The sequence below is a fragment of the Shinella sp. AETb1-6 genome, from assembly GCF_009826875.1.
Classification (GTDB): domain Bacteria; phylum Pseudomonadota; class Alphaproteobacteria; order Rhizobiales; family Rhizobiaceae; genus Shinella; species Shinella sumterensis.
Window position 1 is genome coordinate 199,708 of the sequence record NZ_WUMM01000006.1, and the last position, 16,194, is coordinate 215,901.

The 16,194-nt window shown below is 63.1% G+C and carries 14 protein-coding genes; 9 read left to right on the plus strand and 5 right to left on the minus strand.

Annotated elements, in window-relative coordinates; translation table 11 throughout:
* Positions 1–95 precede the first annotated feature (95 nt).
* The 5 genes from mce to GR158_RS12900 all read left to right on the plus strand — a co-directional run bounded on the left by mce (position 96) and on the right by GR158_RS12900 (position 5,075).
* Complete coding sequence (mce, locus tag GR158_RS12880; protein WP_160871390.1) at positions 96–500, plus strand: methylmalonyl-CoA epimerase; 405 nt, start codon at positions 96–98, stop codon at positions 498–500.
* A gap of 75 nt (positions 501–575) precedes the next feature.
* Entirely contained in the window at positions 576–845 is a 270-nt protein-coding gene (locus GR158_RS12885; protein ID WP_160871391.1) for a DUF1467 family protein, read from the plus strand.
* Positions 846–1,563: 718 nt separating this feature from the next.
* A complete protein-coding gene (gene proS / locus GR158_RS12890; protein ID WP_160871392.1) occupies positions 1,564–2,892 on the plus strand; it encodes a proline--tRNA ligase in 1,329 nt (442 codons plus the stop codon).
* Between the two features lie 186 nt (positions 2,893–3,078).
* A complete protein-coding gene (locus GR158_RS12895) occupies positions 3,079–4,377 on the plus strand; it encodes a lipoprotein-releasing ABC transporter permease subunit (protein ID WP_160871393.1) in 1,299 nt (432 codons plus the stop codon).
* A gap of 11 nt (positions 4,378–4,388) precedes the next feature.
* Positions 4,389–5,075, plus strand: a complete 687-nt coding sequence (locus GR158_RS12900) for an ABC transporter ATP-binding protein (protein ID WP_134650729.1) — start codon at positions 4,389–4,391, stop codon at positions 5,073–5,075.
* Between the two features lie 34 nt (positions 5,076–5,109).
* Here the strand turns inward: GR158_RS12900 and GR158_RS12905 are convergent, their stop codons facing one another.
* Both GR158_RS12905 and GR158_RS12910 read right to left on the minus strand, forming a co-directional pair.
* Positions 5,110–5,688 (minus strand): hypothetical protein, encoded by a 579-nt coding sequence (locus GR158_RS12905; protein ID WP_160871394.1) that lies wholly within the window; start codon positions 5,686–5,688, stop codon positions 5,110–5,112.
* Positions 5,685–5,888: a hypothetical protein gene (locus tag GR158_RS12910; protein WP_160871395.1), complete on the minus strand. Its 204-nt coding sequence runs from the start codon at positions 5,886–5,888 to the stop codon at positions 5,685–5,687. The genes GR158_RS12905 and GR158_RS12910 overlap by 4 nt, the downstream gene beginning before the upstream one ends.
* Before the next feature lie 144 nt (positions 5,889–6,032).
* Here GR158_RS12910 and dnaE point away from each other — a divergent pair, with 144 nt between their 5' ends.
* Both dnaE and GR158_RS12920 read left to right on the plus strand, forming a co-directional pair.
* The gene (dnaE, locus tag GR158_RS12915) at positions 6,033–9,527 is read left to right on the plus strand and encodes a DNA polymerase III subunit alpha (RefSeq protein ID WP_160871396.1); all 3,495 of its coding nucleotides are present in this window, start codon (positions 6,033–6,035) and stop codon (positions 9,525–9,527) included.
* Positions 9,528–9,645: 118 nt separating this feature from the next.
* Positions 9,646–10,596 carry a tetratricopeptide repeat protein gene (locus GR158_RS12920; protein WP_160871397.1) on the plus strand — a complete coding sequence of 317 codons (951 nt, stop codon included), beginning with the start codon at positions 9,646–9,648 and terminating at the stop codon, positions 10,594–10,596.
* A 64-nt stretch (positions 10,597–10,660) separates the two neighbouring features.
* On the opposite strand, the gene GR158_RS12925 is transcribed toward GR158_RS12920, so the two are convergent.
* The 3 genes from GR158_RS12925 to GR158_RS12935 all read right to left on the minus strand — a co-directional run bounded on the left by GR158_RS12925 (position 10,661) and on the right by GR158_RS12935 (position 13,861).
* The gene (locus GR158_RS12925) at positions 10,661–11,971 is read right to left on the minus strand and encodes a L,D-transpeptidase family protein (protein WP_160871398.1); all 1,311 of its coding nucleotides are present in this window, start codon (positions 11,969–11,971) and stop codon (positions 10,661–10,663) included.
* Positions 11,972–12,102: 131 nt separating this feature from the next.
* Entirely contained in the window at positions 12,103–13,479 is a 1,377-nt protein-coding gene (locus tag GR158_RS12930; protein WP_160871399.1) for a DNA polymerase IV, read from the minus strand.
* An 82-nt stretch (positions 13,480–13,561) separates the two neighbouring features.
* The gene (locus GR158_RS12935; protein ID WP_160871400.1) at positions 13,562–13,861 is read right to left on the minus strand and encodes a DUF3572 domain-containing protein; all 300 of its coding nucleotides are present in this window, start codon (positions 13,859–13,861) and stop codon (positions 13,562–13,564) included.
* A 141-nt stretch (positions 13,862–14,002) separates the two neighbouring features.
* Between GR158_RS12935 and GR158_RS12940 the strand changes: the two genes are divergently transcribed.
* Both GR158_RS12940 and GR158_RS12945 read left to right on the plus strand, forming a co-directional pair.
* Positions 14,003–14,374, plus strand: a complete 372-nt coding sequence (locus GR158_RS12940; RefSeq protein WP_003547430.1) for a response regulator — start codon at positions 14,003–14,005, stop codon at positions 14,372–14,374.
* 15 nt (positions 14,375–14,389) lie between these two features.
* On the plus strand, positions 14,390–15,757 hold the full coding sequence (locus tag GR158_RS12945) for a PleD family two-component system response regulator (RefSeq protein WP_134650721.1): 1,368 nt from the start codon (positions 14,390–14,392) through the stop codon (positions 15,755–15,757).
* The last annotated feature ends 437 nt before the right edge of the window (positions 15,758–16,194 follow it).

Here is a 16,194-nt window from a genome sequence, read left to right on the forward strand (position 1 = left end):
ACGTCTCGTTTTCTCCCTTCTCCCCTCGGGGAGAAGGTGCCGGCAGGCGGATGAGGGGGCAGGCCACGCAGGATGCTCTGAACGGAGGGGATAACATGCTCGGAAGGGTCAACCACATCGCCATCGCCGTGCCGGATCTCGCCGCGGCCACGGCGACCTATCGCGATACGCTGGGCGCGAGGGTATCGCAGGCGCAGGCACTGCCGGAGCATGGCGTGACGGTGGTGTTCGTCGAACTGCCGAACACCAAGGTCGAACTGCTGGAGCCGCTGGGCGAGGCATCGCCGATTGCGGCCTTCCTCGAAAAAGCGCCGTCGGGCGGCATGCACCATATCTGCTACGAGGTGGATGATATTTTCGCCGCGCGTGACCGGCTGGTCGCCGGTGGCGCGCGCGTGCTGGGCGACGGAAACCCCAGGACCGGCGCCCACGGCAAGCCGGTGCTTTTCCTGCATCCCAAGGATTTCCTCGGCACTCTGGTCGAGCTCGAACAGGTGTGACAGCGCGCCGCCCGTCTTCCATTTGAACTTCGCGTTCGCCCGGCGTAAAAGGGCGCTGTCGCACGAGGGCCGCCCATGCAATTCGTTTCCTACTTTGCCGTTTATTTCATCGTCTGGTGGATGACGCTTTTCGCCGTCCTGCCGTTCGGACTGCGCACGCAGGCCGAGGCGAACGAGGTGGTGCCCGGCTCCGTGGAAAGCGCGCCGGCGCGCTTTCGCGGCGGTCGTGTGGTCCTGATGACCACCCTTGTCTCGGCGCTGATCTATGGCGGCTGGTATATCCTGTCCGTGCGCTTCGGCTACGGCATCGATTCCCTTCCGCAGCTCTATCCCGACTTCGAATAGCCCTGCCGCATATCTTAACGGCCCGACAAGGGCCGAAGCATTCCATTCCTGTTCCGCGGATATCCAGGAAATCCGTTCCTTTGGCACGTCGCGCGCTTTGGCGTTATACGCATCCTGTAAATGGCGCGGGCAGGCGGAATTTCGACGATCTGGAAATGAAGGCGCGGAGATGCGCCGGTGAGGCCGAGTGTCGCAGCGTAAGAGGGTGCGCGCCTATGTCCCGTGGACATTGCCGAAAAATGCTGACGTAACGGGAAGGGTCGGCATGAAGTCAAAAAAAAACAAGGCTTAAAGCCTTGTTTTACAGGTATCGCGTGATCTCTATCCGTTGTGCGGTGGCAGCGTCTGCGCGCGCCAAAGATCTAATCCTCCCAAGACTTGACCGCGAATTTGGCTGGAATTTGCACTTCCTGCCTGTTTTGTGACCTGAAATTAGCCCAAAGCTTAGGCGTTGTCATCCGGTTTTTTTGCATTTTTGCTACAGTGGAATAAAATTTTTCCATTGACAAGCCGCGCGCAATTTCCGTTATTGATCGCCCCTTTTTTTGCCACATTCCTCCGAGCCGCCAAGAGCGGTGGACAGTGCTTCGCGCCGTCGCGCCCATGAGGCCTGCCGGGTTTCCTTCCTTTCGCGAAGCGTTTATGAACGCGTGAAAATCAACGTCATTTTGCCCGATTCCCCCCATAGGGCGGTTCGGTCAGTTCGGAACCCTTCCTTATGCGTCTTTCCCGCTTCTTCCTGCCCATCCTCAAGGAAAATCCCAAGGAGGCTGAAATCGTCTCCCACCGGCTCATGCTGCGTGCGGGTATGATCAAGCAGCAGTCCCAGGGCATCTACACCTGGCTGCCGCTCGGCAAGCGCGTGCTGGACAAGGTGAACGCGATCATCCGCGAGGAGCAGAACCGTGCCGGCGCCGTCGAGCTTCTGATGCCGACGCTGCAGTCTGCCGAGCTCTGGCAGGAAAGCGGCCGTTACGACGCCTATGGCAAGGAAATGCTGCGCATCAAGGACCGCCAGGAGCGCCCGATGCTCTACGGCCCGACCAACGAGGAGATGATCACGGACGTCTTCCGCTCGTTCGTGAAGTCCTACAAGGACCTGCCGCTCAATCTCTACCATATCCAGCTGAAGTTCCGCGACGAGATCCGCCCGCGTTTCGGCACCATGCGCTCGCGCGAATTCCTGATGAAGGACGCCTATTCCTTCGACCTGAACCGCGAAGGCGCGGTCCACGCCTATAACCGCATGTTCACCGCCTATCTGCGCACCTTCACGCGCATGGGCCTGCGCGCCATTCCGATGCGTGCCGATACGGGCCCGATCGGCGGCGACCTCAGCCACGAATTCATCATCCTGGCCGATACGGGCGAGTCGGAAGTGTTCTGTCACAAGGACTTCCTGAACCTCGACATTCCCTCGGAAGACACCAACTTCGAGGATGCCGCGGAACTGAAGGCGATCTTCGACAAGTGGACGTCGCGTTATGCGGCCACGTCCGAAATGCATGATGCCGCGGCCTTCGATGCGATCCCGGAGGGCGAGCGCCTGTCCGCCCGCGGCATCGAGGTCGGCCACATCTTCTATTTCGGCACCAAGTATTCCGAAACGATGGGCGCCAAGGTCCAGGGCCCCGACGGCAAGGAACATGCCGTGCATATGGGTTCCTACGGCATCGGCCCGACGCGCCTTGTGCCGGCGATCATCGAAGCCTCGCATGACGAGAACGGCATCATCTGGCCCAAGGCCATCGCGCCCTTCGAGGCCATCGTCATCAACATGAAGTCGGGCGATGCCGCCTGCGACGCCGCCTGCGAGACGATCTACAACGCGCTCCTGAAGGCCGGCATCGACGTTCTCTACGACGACAAGGACGAGCGTGCGGGTGCGAAATTCGCGACTGCCGACCTGATCGGCGCACCGGTCCAGATCATTGCCGGCCCGCGTGGCATCGCCAATGGCGAGGTCGAGATCAAGGATCGCAAGACCGGCGAACGCGAGACGCTGACCATCGAGGCGGCGATCAACCGCCTGACATCTGGGAATTGATACGGGCAGAGCAGGAACAGAGAATGCGGAAATCGCCCCCTCATCCGGCCCTTTGGGCCACCTTCTCCCCGGCGGGGGCAAGGAAAGAGGAGGTGGCGACATTGTCCTTCTCCCCCACGGGGAGAAGGTGCCGGCAGGCGGATGAGGGGGGCATGCGGCATGCTCCCGGTGTAACAGGGAGACAGCATGGCTGACGCAGCGAGCGGGGCGACAGAGGCCCAGGCCGTCAAGAAGAGCCGCCCGTTCTCCGCTTTCGAGCGGATGGTCGCCTGGCGCTACCTGCGCTCCCGGCGCAAGGAAGCCTTCATCTCGGTCATTGCCGGCTTTTCCTTCATCGGCATCATGCTGGGCGTGGCGACGCTCATCATCGTCATGGCGGTCATGAACGGTTTCCGTACGGAGCTGATCTCCCGCATCCTCGGCATCAACGGCCATATGATCGTTCAGCCCATCGATACGCCGCTGACCAACTACGGTCAGCTGGCCGAGCGGCTTTCGAAAGTGGCCGGCGTCACCATGGCGATCCCGCTCGTCGAGGGCCAGACGCTGGCCTCGGGCACGGCGGGGGCGGGCACCGGCGCGCTGGTGCGCGGCGTGCGTCCCGAAGATCTCGCCAAGATGAAGGCCGTCTCCGATCACATCAAGGAAGGCGATCTCGTCGGCTTCGCCACGGGCGGCGTGGCGATCGGCGCGCGCATGGCCGAGCAGCTCGGTCTCAGCGCGGGCGGGCAGATCACGCTCGTCGCGCCGGACGGCGACGTGACGCCGCTCGGCGTCAACCCGCGCGTGAAGACCTATACGGTTTCGGCGATCTTCGAGATCGGCATGTCGGAATACGATGCGTCGATCATCTACATGCCACTCGAGGAAGCGCAGCTCTATTTCAATGCCGAAGGCATCGTGCAGTCGATCGAGCTGTTCGTGTCGAACCCGGATGCGGTCGATGAACTTCGCCAGCCGCTGGAGGCGGCAGCGGAGCGGCAGATCTTCATCACCGACTGGCGCCAGCGCAACAAGACGTTCTTCTCCGCACTCGAGGTCGAGCGCAACGTCATGTTCATGATCCTGACGCTGATCGTGCTGGTCGCGGCGCTCAACATCATTTCCGGCCTGATCATGCTGGTGAAGGACAAGGGCAGCGACATCGCGATCCTGCGCACCATGGGGGCGACGTCGGGCGCCATCATGCGCATCTTCTTCATGACGGGCGCGGCCATCGGTACGGTCGGCACGTTCGCCGGCGTGCTGCTCGGCGTCATCGTCTGCCTCAACGTCGAATCCATCCGCCAGTTCTTCTCCTGGATATCGGGCACGACGCTGTTCAACCCGGAACTCTACTTCCTGAGCCAGCTGCCCGCCGACATGAATGCCGGCGAGACGGTATCGGTGGTCGTCATGGCGCTGGCGCTGTCGTTCCTCGCGACGATCTTCCCCGCCTGGCGCGCCTCCAAGCTCGATCCCGTCCAGGCCCTTCGGTACGAATAGGAACAGAACGCATGACTGCGCGCGTCGCTTTGGAACTGAAGGGCATCGAACGGCACTATGGCCAGGGCGAAACCACGCTGTCGATCCTGCGCGGCGCCGATTTCACGCTGCGAAGCGGCGAGACGGTCGCGCTCGTCGCCCCGTCCGGCACCGGCAAATCGACGCTGCTGCATATCGCGGGCCTGCTGGAAAAGCCCGATGCCGGCGAGGTCCTCGTCAACGGCCATTCCTGCGCGACGCTCGGCGATGACGAGCGCACGGCCATCCGCCGCGGCGAGATCGGCTTCGTCTACCAGTTCCACCACCTGCTGCCGGAATTTACGGCACTCGAAAACATCATGATGCCGCAGCTCATTTCCGGCCTCACCAAGGCGGAAGCGCGCGAACGCGCAGCGCAGCTGCTCGATTACATGCGCATCGGCCACCGTGCCGACCATCGGCCCTCGGAGCTTTCCGGCGGCGAGCAGCAGCGCGTGGCGATTGCCCGCGCCGTGGCCAACGCGCCGCTTCTGCTTCTGGCCGACGAGCCCACCGGCAATCTCGACCCGGAAACCGCCGGCTACGTCTTCGAGGCGCTGGAGGCGCTTGCCCGCCAGTCCGGGCTTGCTGCGATGATCGCCACGCACAACCATGAGCTGGCGGGCCTGATGGACCGCCGCGTGACGATCGAAGACGGCCTCGTGCGCGAACTCGCCTGAGGCCGCACCCGGCGTGCGGTGACGCGCGTCAGGATCAGTTGTCGAGGCCGCAGATCGAGCGGCCGATATCGTCCTTCCAATCCTTCAGGAGAACGAACTGCGCCTGGCCGGCCACCGGCCGGCCGCTGCTCTTTCCCTTGCCGGTCAGGACGTTCAGGTCGCATTCCTGCCCGCCGTCGGGGTTCAGCGTGTCGTAGGACGTGAAGGTGTAGCCCGCCACGATGAAATCGAAGTTGCGATAGGCGATGGTGAGCGACTGGCGCCAACGGTCGCGGCCGATGGTCTCGTTCTTCGTCGACAAAGTGAAGGAGCCGTTGGCGAGTGCGGCAAGCTCGGGCTCCTGGCCGAACAGGGTGAGGCTGCCCCAGACGGTGTTTGGCAGCGACAGCGCGACTGTCAGCCGACTTTCGTTCGGTTTGGCCAGATAGACATAGAGCCCGTTGTCGTCGCCGTCGTTTTCCGGGGTCGCGATGACGGCGAGATCCGCGGTTCCGTCCTTGTTCCAGTCGCCACTCGCCATGGCGATGATGCGTTCTGCCGGAAAGTCGGCGGCGATCGCGCCGGCGGGCAGAACGGTCGTGGAAAACAGCAGGGCGGCGGCAAACGACTTCATCTCAATTCTCCGTTGATCGACCAGACCGTATTGCGCTTGGCGGCGACGGTCCAGAGGGGCTGTGGAAAACTGTTGACATGAGAACAAGAGTGGAACAAAATAAAAACATAAAAGGAAAGGGAGACACCAATGACCGACTTTCTTCGCGATCTCGCAGCCTTCACCACCATGGCAATGTTCGTCGCCAGCTTCTCCGTCATTCTCTTCGGCATCTGACATTTTCGCCGCATCCGTCAACGGAATGCGCCTTGCCGCGTGGATATCGGGTGCAAGGGCAAGAACCGTCTGGACGAGGCGGGTGCGAATCCGCTTAAGCTTCCTGCCTGATTGAAAGGACGAAGCAGATGGCGGAAGCGGCACCGGGCTCAGACAACGAGAAGATCGCGGAAACGCCGCAATTCGTGCATCTGCGCGTGCATTCTGCGTTCTCGCTGCTCGAGGGCGCCTTGCCGATCAAGAAGATCATCGGCAAGGCGGTGTCCGACCAGCAGCCGGCCATCGCCATCACCGACACGAACAACCTGTTCGCCGCGCTCGAGTTTTCGCAGAAGGCGATCGGCGACGGGATCCAGCCGCTGATCGGCTGCCAGCTGTCGATCGACATGGAAGACGAAGGCGAGGGGGAGCGGCGCGGCTCGCAGGCGCAGCTCGTCAAGCTGCCGTCGATCGTGCTGTTGGCGGCAACCGATGCCGGTTATGTGCGCATGGTGGAGCTTGTCAGCCGCGCCTATCTCGGCGGCGAGAGCGGCCAGTCGGTTCGCATCACGAGAAGCTGGCTGGAGGAGGGCACGGAGGGGCTGATCGCGCTGACCGGTGCGCTCGGCGGTCCGGTCGACATGGCGTATCTCGCCGGCCAGCCGGCCGTCGCCAAGGCGCGGCTCAAGGCGCTGAAGGCGGCCTTCGGCGACCGGCTCTATATCGAGTTGCAGCGCCATGGCCGTTACGACCGCCAGCACGAGCGGCGCATGGTCGAACTCGCCTATGCCGAGGATTTGCCGTTGGTCGCGACCAACGAGCCCTTCTTTCCCGCGCCGGACGATTACGACGCGCATGACGCGCTGATGGCGGTCGCGCATAATGCGATGGTGTCGGATGACAACCGGTTCCGCCTGTCGCCCGATCACTACCTCAAGAGCCGCAAGGACATGGCGGCGCTGTTCGCCGATCTGCCGGAGGCCTTGGAGAACACGGTCGAGATCGCGCAGCGCTGCTCCTTCGTTCTGAAGACGCGCGGCCCGATCCTGCCGCGCTTCACCGGCGCCACGGATGATCCGGAAGAGGCCGAGCGGGCCGAATCGGCAGAGCTGCGCCGGCAATCGGTGGAAGGCCTTGAAAGCCGCATGGCCCTTCTGGGGCTGTCGCCGGGTTATACCGAGCAGGATTACCGCGAGCGGCTGGATTTCGAACTCAGCGTCATCGAGCGCATGAAGTTCCCCGGCTACTTCCTCATCGTTGCCGACTTCATCAAATGGGCCAAGCAGCACAACATTCCCGTCGGGCCGGGCCGTGGTTCGGGCGCGGGCTCGCTGGTGGCCTATGCGCTCACCATCACCGACGTCGATCCGCTGCGTTTCTCGCTGCTCTTCGAGCGCTTCCTCAATCCGGAACGCGTCTCGATGCCCGACTTCGACATCGACTTCTGCCAGGACCGCCGCGAAGAGGTGATCCGCTACGTGCAGCAGAAATACGGCCGCGAGCAGGTGGCGCAGATCATCACCTTCGGTTCGCTGCAGGCCCGCGCCGCGCTGCGCGACGTCGGCCGCGTGCTGGAAATGCCCTATGGTCAGGTCGACAAGATCTGCAAGCTCGTGCCGAACAACCCGGCCAACCCGACGCCGCTCTACAAGGCGATCGAGGAGGAGCCCAAGCTGCAGGAAGAGGCGGAGAAGGAGCCGGTCGTCGCGCGCCTGCTCGACATCGCCCAGAAGATCGAGGGCCTCTACCGGCACGCCTCCACGCACGCCGCCGGCATCGTGATCGGCGATCGGCCGCTGTCGCAGCTCGTGCCGATGTACCGCGATCCGCGTTCCGACATGCCCGTCACCCAGTTCAACATGAAGTGGGTGGAGCAGGCGGGCCTCGTGAAGTTCGACTTCCTCGGCCTGAAGACGCTGACCGTCCTGAAAACCGCCGTCGACTTCATTCGCAAGCGCGGCATCGAGGTCAAGCTCGAAAGCCTGCCGCTCGACGACCAGCTGACCTACGAAATGCTCTCGCGCGGCGAAACGGTCGGCGTGTTCCAGGTGGAAAGTGCTGGCATGCGCAAGGCGCTGATCGGCATGCGGCCCGACTGCATCGAGGACATCATCGCGCTCGTCGCGCTCTATCGCCCGGGCCCGATGGAAAACATCCCGGTCTACAATGCGCGCAAGCACGGCGAAGAGGAGATCGAGTCGATCCACCCGATGATCGACCACCTGCTCAAGGAGACCCAGGGCGTCATCGTCTACCAGGAGCAGGTGATGCAGATCGCCCAGGTGCTCTCGGGCTATTCGCTCGGCGAAGCCGACCTGCTGCGTCGAGCCATGGGCAAGAAGATCAAGGAGGAGATGGACAAGCAGCGCGCCCGTTTCGTCGAGGGCGCGGTCAGGAACGGCGTGTCCAAGCCGCAAGCCGACCTGATCTTCGACCTGCTCGCCAAGTTCGCCAATTACGGTTTCAACAAGTCGCACGCCGCGGCCTACGCCATCGTCTCCTACCAGACGGCCTATCTGAAGGCGCATTACCCGGTCGAGTTCCTCGCCGCGTCGATGACCTACGATATGTCCAACACCGACAAGCTGAACGATTTCCGGCAGGATGCCGGGCGCCTCGGCATCGCGGTCATTCCGCCGTCGGTCCAGACGTCCTTTGCGCATTTCGAAACGGGTGAGAACCGCATCTATTATGCGCTCGCCGCCATCAAGGGTGTCGGCGAGGCCGCCGTGCAGCACATCGTCGAGGTGCGCGGCACGACGCCGTTCAAGAGCCTGGAGGATTTCTGCACCCGCATCGATCCGAAATTCGTCAACCGCCGCGTCTTCGAAAGCCTCATCATCGCCGGCGCCTTCGATTGCTTCGGCCATGACCGGGCGGCGATGATCGCCGGGCTGGACCGGCTGCTCGGCGCAGCCCAGCGCGCCCAGGAGAACAAGACGAGCGGGCAGGGCGATATTTTCGGCATGGGGGCCGCGACGGGACCCGAGGTCATCACGCTGCCGGCCTACACGCCATGGCTTGCCTCGGAAAAGCTGCACCGCGAGTTCCAGGTGCTCGGCTTCTATCTTTCGGCCCACCCGCTCGATACCTATCAACCCATCCTGTCGAAGATGCGCGTACAGACCTACGGCGACTTCTCCGTCGCGGTAAAGCGCGGCGCGACGGCCGGCCGCCTTGCCGGCACCGTCACATCCAAGCAGGAGCGCAAGACGCGCACCGGCAACAAGATGGGCATCGTCGCCTTCTCGGATTCCTCCGGCCAGTTCGAGGCCGTGTTGTTTTCCGAAATGCTGAACCAGTATCGCGATCTGCTGGAGCCCGGCAAATCGCTGGTCATGACGGTCCAGGCGGAAGAGCGGCCGGAAGGCATCGGCCTGCGCATCCAGACGCTGCGTTCGCTGGAGGAGGAAGCGTTGCAGACGCAGAAGGCGCTGCGCGTCTATGTGCGTGATTCCGGCCCGCTACGGTCCATCGCCGCCCATCTCAACACCAAGGGCGACGGCCTCGTGTCCTTCATCGTCATCAAGGACAACGGCCAGCGCGAAATCGAGGTCGAACTCAACGAGCGCTTCCGCATCTCCCCCGAAATCGCAGCCGCCCTGCGCTCGGCGCCGGGCGTGCTTGATGTGGAGTTGGTCTAGGCGGTCGCGTTGCGCTGCCGCCCGGGCCGTCCAAAAAGACGGTTTGCGATCTTGATCTTCAGGGCGTCGTTTGCCAATTCCTGACCTGTAACCATCAACAGGGAACCGGAGGAAACGGATGCGATTGCGCGCTGCCCTTGTGTACTGCCTCTTCGCCGTCCTCAGCCTTCCGTCTATTGCCATGGCAGAACGCGAGACGATCACCATCGAAAAGCAGGCCGCACCGGCCGACGATGCGCAACTTCGCCAGCGGGTCGCGCTGATGCGCAGCCGCGTCGACGACGAGAACGTGCAGTTCAGCGGCACCGACGCGGTGGAGGAGCTGAAGGTCTTGCGCAGCTATGTCGGCAAGCGGCAGGATTTGATCGACGAACGCCGCGACATCCTGTCGATGATCGGTCTCGTCACGAGCCGCTCTTCTGTCGTTCCGTTTGAAGACGGGATAGATGCCCTGGCGGAGCTCATGACACTGGCGGACAGCGACAGCCGCCCGCTCGGGCGCCAGCTTCAAGACCGCTATCTCTATGCCGAAATTCTCGGTGGTTACGCGAAGATCCCCGGCAACAGCGCCAGCCACGCGCTGTCCGCCGAGCAATATGGCAAGGCGGCACTGATCGCCGACCGTTACGACGGCTACAGCGACGACCAGCGTGCCGGTGTGCGCCAGAAGCAGGCCTATCAGCTGCACGAGGCGAAGCTCTACGAGCAGGCCTACACGCTCAATCTCGATGTGCTCGCCCGCGGCGAGAAGATATTTGGCAAAAGTCACCCCAACCTGACGACCGTGCTGACCAATCTGGCGCAGAACCTGCACGCGATGGGCCGAAAGCAGGAGGCCGAGCCGTATCTGGAACGTGTGCTGGCCATCGCCGAGGCGGATAACGACCTCGATACCGTGCAGGACCTGTTGTTCCAGCGCGGCGTGCTCGCCTACGAGCTGGGACGGAAGGAGGACGCCAAGGCCTTCATGCTGACCCGGATCGAGCGTCTGCGCGCGGCCGGCGACGAAGGCCAGCTGGCGACGGCGCAGGAGGATTACGACGAGCTGCTGCGCCGCCTTGGCGAGTGAACACGCAAAGCAAAAGGCCACCCGCCGGATGCCGGGTGGCCTTAGTTGACATCGTCGCGGAGGGTCAGTTGATGACCGTCACCGACGACTTTTTCTTTTTCGATTTCCTGCTGCCCTGCGTGACGGACGCGTCGGCCTTCTGCACCTTGCGTGTGATGGTGATGAAGTCCGTCCCGTCGCCGGTTTCCGTGCCAAGCCCCGTGTCGGAAATGGACAGCGACGCGCCTTCGCCCATCAAGCCGGAAATACGGTTGCGCATATCCTCGGGGATATCCAGCCTGTCCAGCGTGCGGGCGATCGCGTCCGGCGCGCTCGCGTCCGCCTCGGTGGTGATTCCGAGCCGCTTCAGGGTCGATTTCGGCAACTGGTTGTCCATGCTCACGCCGTACCATTCGGCCGTGCCCTTGTCGGCATCGACGGCGCGCGCGAGCAGGAAATGCGTGCCCAATGCGACGTCCGGCTGGCGGATGGTGATCGCTTCCTCGACGAGCGGCTTGAACTTCTGCCGCACGAGGATCTGGCCGTTCGGCGGTGCACCCTTGCCGGCCTTGGCATAGACGGCGGCAACGAGCTCAGGCGTCACCATGCCGTCCTCCTTCAATCCCTCCGCCAGCTGGAAGGCGCGGATCGCCGTGATCGTCTGCTTGCCGTGGCGGCCGTCCGGCGCGCCGGCGTCGTAACCCAGCGTGTTGAGCAGCGTTTGCAGGTCGAGCAGCGCTTCGCGCTCGCCGCGGCGGGTGATCAGGATACGGATCGGGTCCTGCTCGGTCCTGACGACGACGGGTTCGACCGCCGACGGCTTGGTCTCGGTCATCGCGACCTCGACACTCTTGTCGCCGGCCTCGATCAGCGCAGGCCGCAGGCCGGCATCGGAAAGCAGGGGCGTATCCGGCACGACGATAGAAGGCTTGAAGAGGGCGGCATGAACCACGCGTTGCGGCGCGACGTCCCGGTCGGAGATCAGGACATGCCCGCCGCGACGGGTGGCGGAAAACAGCGTCTTGGCGAAATCGTTGGGCAGGCGCACGCAGCCGTGCGAAGCCGGGTAGGAGGGCACGCTGTTGGAGGCGTGCAGCGCGATACCCGACCAGGTCAGCCGCTGCATGAAGGGCATCGGCGCGCTGTCATAGATATTGGAAAAGTGCGTGCGCTTCTTTTCGAGAATGGAGAAGATGCCCGTCGGCGTCGAGTGGCCGGCCTTGCCGGTGGAAACGCGCGAGGTCGCCACGACCACGCCGCCATCGTAGATCTTCAATTCCTGGAGATCCTTCGAAACCACGATCTGGAGCGGCCCTTCGAGCGTGCCGCCAAGGGCGCTCGTGCAACTCAGCATCAGACCCAGAATGCTCATGCCAGCGGCAAGACGAAACTTCATGTAACCCACCCGTACGCAATACAAACCGGGGGTAATCCTAGTGCATCCGGTTTAAGGAACACTTGATGCACCGTTCCGATGTCCCCTGCGGTGCCATCCCGATACACAGGAAAACGCCGGTTTGCCGGGATTTATTCGCTCGGGTCGTCGAATTTCCCCACGGCCTTCAGGCTCACTTTTCCGTGAGTTCTCTCGGGGCCGGAGCGGCCGAATGTGTAGCCGGTCTCTACGCTCGCCTTGCCGAACTTGTCGCGCAGCGTGTTCATCGCTGCTTCCGCCGCGGCGCGCCTGCTGGCGGCGGGATCGACCAGGTCGGGCGGGTCGGCGCGGCCGGAATCCGTCAGGTCGCTGACGCCGATGCCGATGAGCCGGTACTTCGTGCCGTCGGCTTCCTTGCGCAGGAGCTCCATGCCGGTGCGGAAGATCCGGTCGGCCAGCATGGTGGGGTCCTCGAGCTTGCGGTTGCGCGTCCGGCTCTTGAAATCGGCGCTCTTGAGCTTCAGCACCACCGTATGGCCGGCGATCTGCGACTTGCGCAGGCGGCTCGCGACCTTTTCGCTGAGCTGGCGAAGATGGGCGACAAGATCGTCATAGCGCCAGATATCGTCGAAGAAGGTGGTTTCCGCCGATACGCTCTTGACCGCTTCATTGGCGTGGACCTCGCGGTCGTCCTGCCCGCGGGAGAGGTTGAAGAGGCGCTTGCCCATGATGCCGTAGCGCCGCATCAGGTCCGTCTCCTCCATGGTCTGGAGCTGGCCGACCGTGCGAATGCCGTCGCTCTCCAGCGTCTGCGCGAAGGCCTTGCCGACGCCCCAGATGATGCGAACCGGCTTGTCCTTGAGGAAGGCGAGCGCCTCCGCCTCGCCGATGACGGAGAAGCCGCGCGGCTTGTTGAGGTCGGAGGCGACCTTGGCGAGGAACTTGCAATAGGACAGGCCGATGGAGATGGTGATTCCCACCTCCTTCTCGACCCGCTGCGCGAAGCGGGCGAGCACACGGGCAGGCGTGTCGTGATGCAGCCGCTCGGTGCCTTTCAGCTCCAGGAAGGCCTCGTCGATCGACAGCGGCTGCACCAGCGGCGTCAGTTCCTGCATCATGGTGCGTATCTGCCGGCCGACGCGCGCATACTTCTCCATGTCGGGCCGGATCACCACCGCGTCCGGGCAGGCTTCCAGCGCCTTGAACATCGGCATGGCCGAGCGCACGCCGTGGATGCGCGCAACATAACAGGCGGTGGACACCACGCCTCGCTTGCCGCCCCCAATGATGACCGGTCTGTCGGCCAGGTCGGGATTGTCGCGCTTCTCGATCGCCGCATAGAAGGCGTCGCAGTCGATATGGGCCAGCGTCAGGTCGTTGAGTTCGGGGTGGTGGACAAGGCGCGGGCTGCCGCAGGCACGACAGCGGCGCAGGTCCGCAACCTGCCCGGAGAGGCAGTCGCGACAGAAACCCGGAAATCGCGTGGCAGCGGAGCGCATGTCAGGAACAAAAGTTGAACATCGCGACATTACCGCGTAAGTTCATGAGTCTCAAGACGGGCTGTCGCCTGATGTCGCGCAGTGCACAGGCACGGCGGGTGTCGTTGCCGGTTCAAAAATCGATGTCGCCGTGCGGCCCCGACAAGACCGCATGGGCCGCCACAACGGTTTCCGGCCGCGTGCCGGTTGCCGCGCAGAAGTCGAGAAGGGTGGGCTCATGCGCCATCAGGAAATCGACGAGGCCGGCGCGAAAGCCGGGATCGTCCATCGCATGGCGCACGTCCGATGGCAGGACGCCCGTCAGCGAAAGGAAACGCGAAAGCAGTTCCGGCTCGCCGGCGAGCCAGCCGAGGATGGCGATGGCGGTCGCTTCGGCGCTCTCTCCCGCCGCTGTCTCTTTCTGGCTCTTCATCGTTTTTCCTTGGGAAATTTACCTTTTAATCAACCAAGTGCCGCTAAAGTGAATGCGGTCCGGCTGGCTGAATTCGGCTCCGCCGCAACTTATCTATCTACCGGAAGGTTGCAAGGCCGGTCAGAGGAACAGGGACGCACGATGCCCAAACAGGTCATGATTGTCGAGGACAACGAGCTGAATATGAAGCTCTTCCGGGACCTTATCGAGGCGTCCGGTTATACGACCATTCAGACGCGCAACGGCATGGAAGCCCTTGATCTGGCGCGCAAGCACCGCCCGGACCTGATCCTGATGGACATCCAGCTTCCGGAAGTTTCGGGGCTTGAGGTCACCAAATGGCTGAAAGAGGACGACGAGCTTCACGTCATTCCCGTCATCGCCGTTACCGCATTCGCGATGAAGGGTGACGAGGAGCGCATTCGCCAGGGCGGCTGCGAGGCCTATGTCTCCAAGCCCATTTCCGTGCCGAAGTTCATCGAAACCATCAAGACCTATCTCGGCGACGCCTGAGCGAGGGGCCGCAGAATGACCGCACGCATCCTCGTCGTCGACGACATCCCCGCAAACGTGAAGCTGCTCGAAGCGCGGCTTCTTGCTGAGTATTTTGATGTCCTGACGGCCGAGAACGGTTACGACGCGCTGTCGATCTGCGAGCGCACCCAGGTCGATCTGATCCTGCTTGACATCATGATGCCGGGCATCGACGGTTTTGAGGTCTGCGAGCGGCTGAAGGCCAATCCGCGGACCGCGCATATCCCCGTCGTCATGGTGACGGCGCTCGACCAGCCGTCCGACCGCGTGCGCGGCCTGAAAGCCGGCGCAGACGATTTCCTGACCAAGCCGGTCAACGACCTGCAGCTCATGTCGCGCGTCAAGAGCCTCGTTCGCCTCAAGATGCTGACGGACGAATTGCGGCTGCGTGCGGCCACGGCCCGCGCCATCTCGCTGGAGGACGGGCTGGAAACCGGCCTGGGCGACGAGCCCGGCGACATCCTGCTCGTCGACGGACGCGGCAGTTCGCAGGACCGCATCGCACGCGCCTTGAAGCCGATTGCCGAGGTCACCTGCATGTCGGATCCGCAGGCGGCGGTCTTCCAGGCGGCGGAGAGCAATTTCGAACTGGTCATCGTCAATGCCAATTTCGAGGATTACGATCCACTGCGCCTCTGCTCGCAGCTGCGTTCGCTCGAGCGCACGCGCTTCCTGCCGATCCTGCTGATCGCCGAGCAGGGCGATGACGACCTGATCGTGCGCGCGCTCGATCTGGGCGTGACGGATTACATCATGCGGCCGATCGATCCCAACGAGCTGATCGCCCGCAGCCTCACGCAGATCCGCCGCAAGCGCTGCAACGACCGCCTGCGCGCCAGCGTGCGCCAGACGATCGAGCTTGCCGTCACGGACGGGCTGACCGGGCTGCACAACCGTCGTTATCTCGACAACCATCTCAAGCTTCTGATCGACCGTGCCGCCGCACGGGGCAGGGCGCTCGCCGTCTGCATTACCGACATCGATCGCTTCAAGCTCGTCAATGACACCTATGGCCATGACGCCGGCGATGTCGTGCTCAGGGAATTTGCAAGCCGCGTCCGTTCGGCCGTGCGCGGCGCCGATCTCGCCTGCCGCTATGGCGGCGAAGAATTCGTGCTCGTCATGCCCGACACGACACCGGACATGGCGGCCGGCGTTGCCGAACGGCTGCGCGCGATCGTCGAGTCCGAGCCGTTCCGCATCCCGGGCACGGATGTCGCTCTTTCGGTGACGGCATCGCTCGGCATCGCCGCCATGCTGCCCGGTGGTGACACCCCGGATGCGCTGCTGAAACGTGCCGACAACGCGCTCTATGAGGCCAAGCGTTCCGGCCGTAACCGGGTCGTGGCCGCGGCGGCCTGAACGCACCGCGACCTTTGTCCACAGCCATCTCGGCGCCGCCGGCCGGATGGACTTTTTATACCGGCTGCCAAAAATTAAGAAGCCGGCTCACGACCCGGGAACGAATTGCGGAAGCGTGTTCCGCTGTAGTGAAATCTGGCTATAGCGCCGTGGTTTCGTTTTTCCGAAATTTATCAATATCTTGTCGATTGTGCAATCAGGCCGTGCATGCGGCTTCTGATGTGTTCGGCTTTTGTCCTGTTCACCACTTGGTTGCAACGGCACCGCAAACTGTCTCGTTTTCGTGACAGAAAATCGGACGGCGATTAACTATGAGACAACGTACGGATGGTGGAGCGTTAAGAATTCGTTGATTTTTTTTCGTTTCCGGGCGATGTTCAACTCATGGACGGGATGTGATCCCGTACAACCGGTTACCCCATGATGCTAGGTCCGCC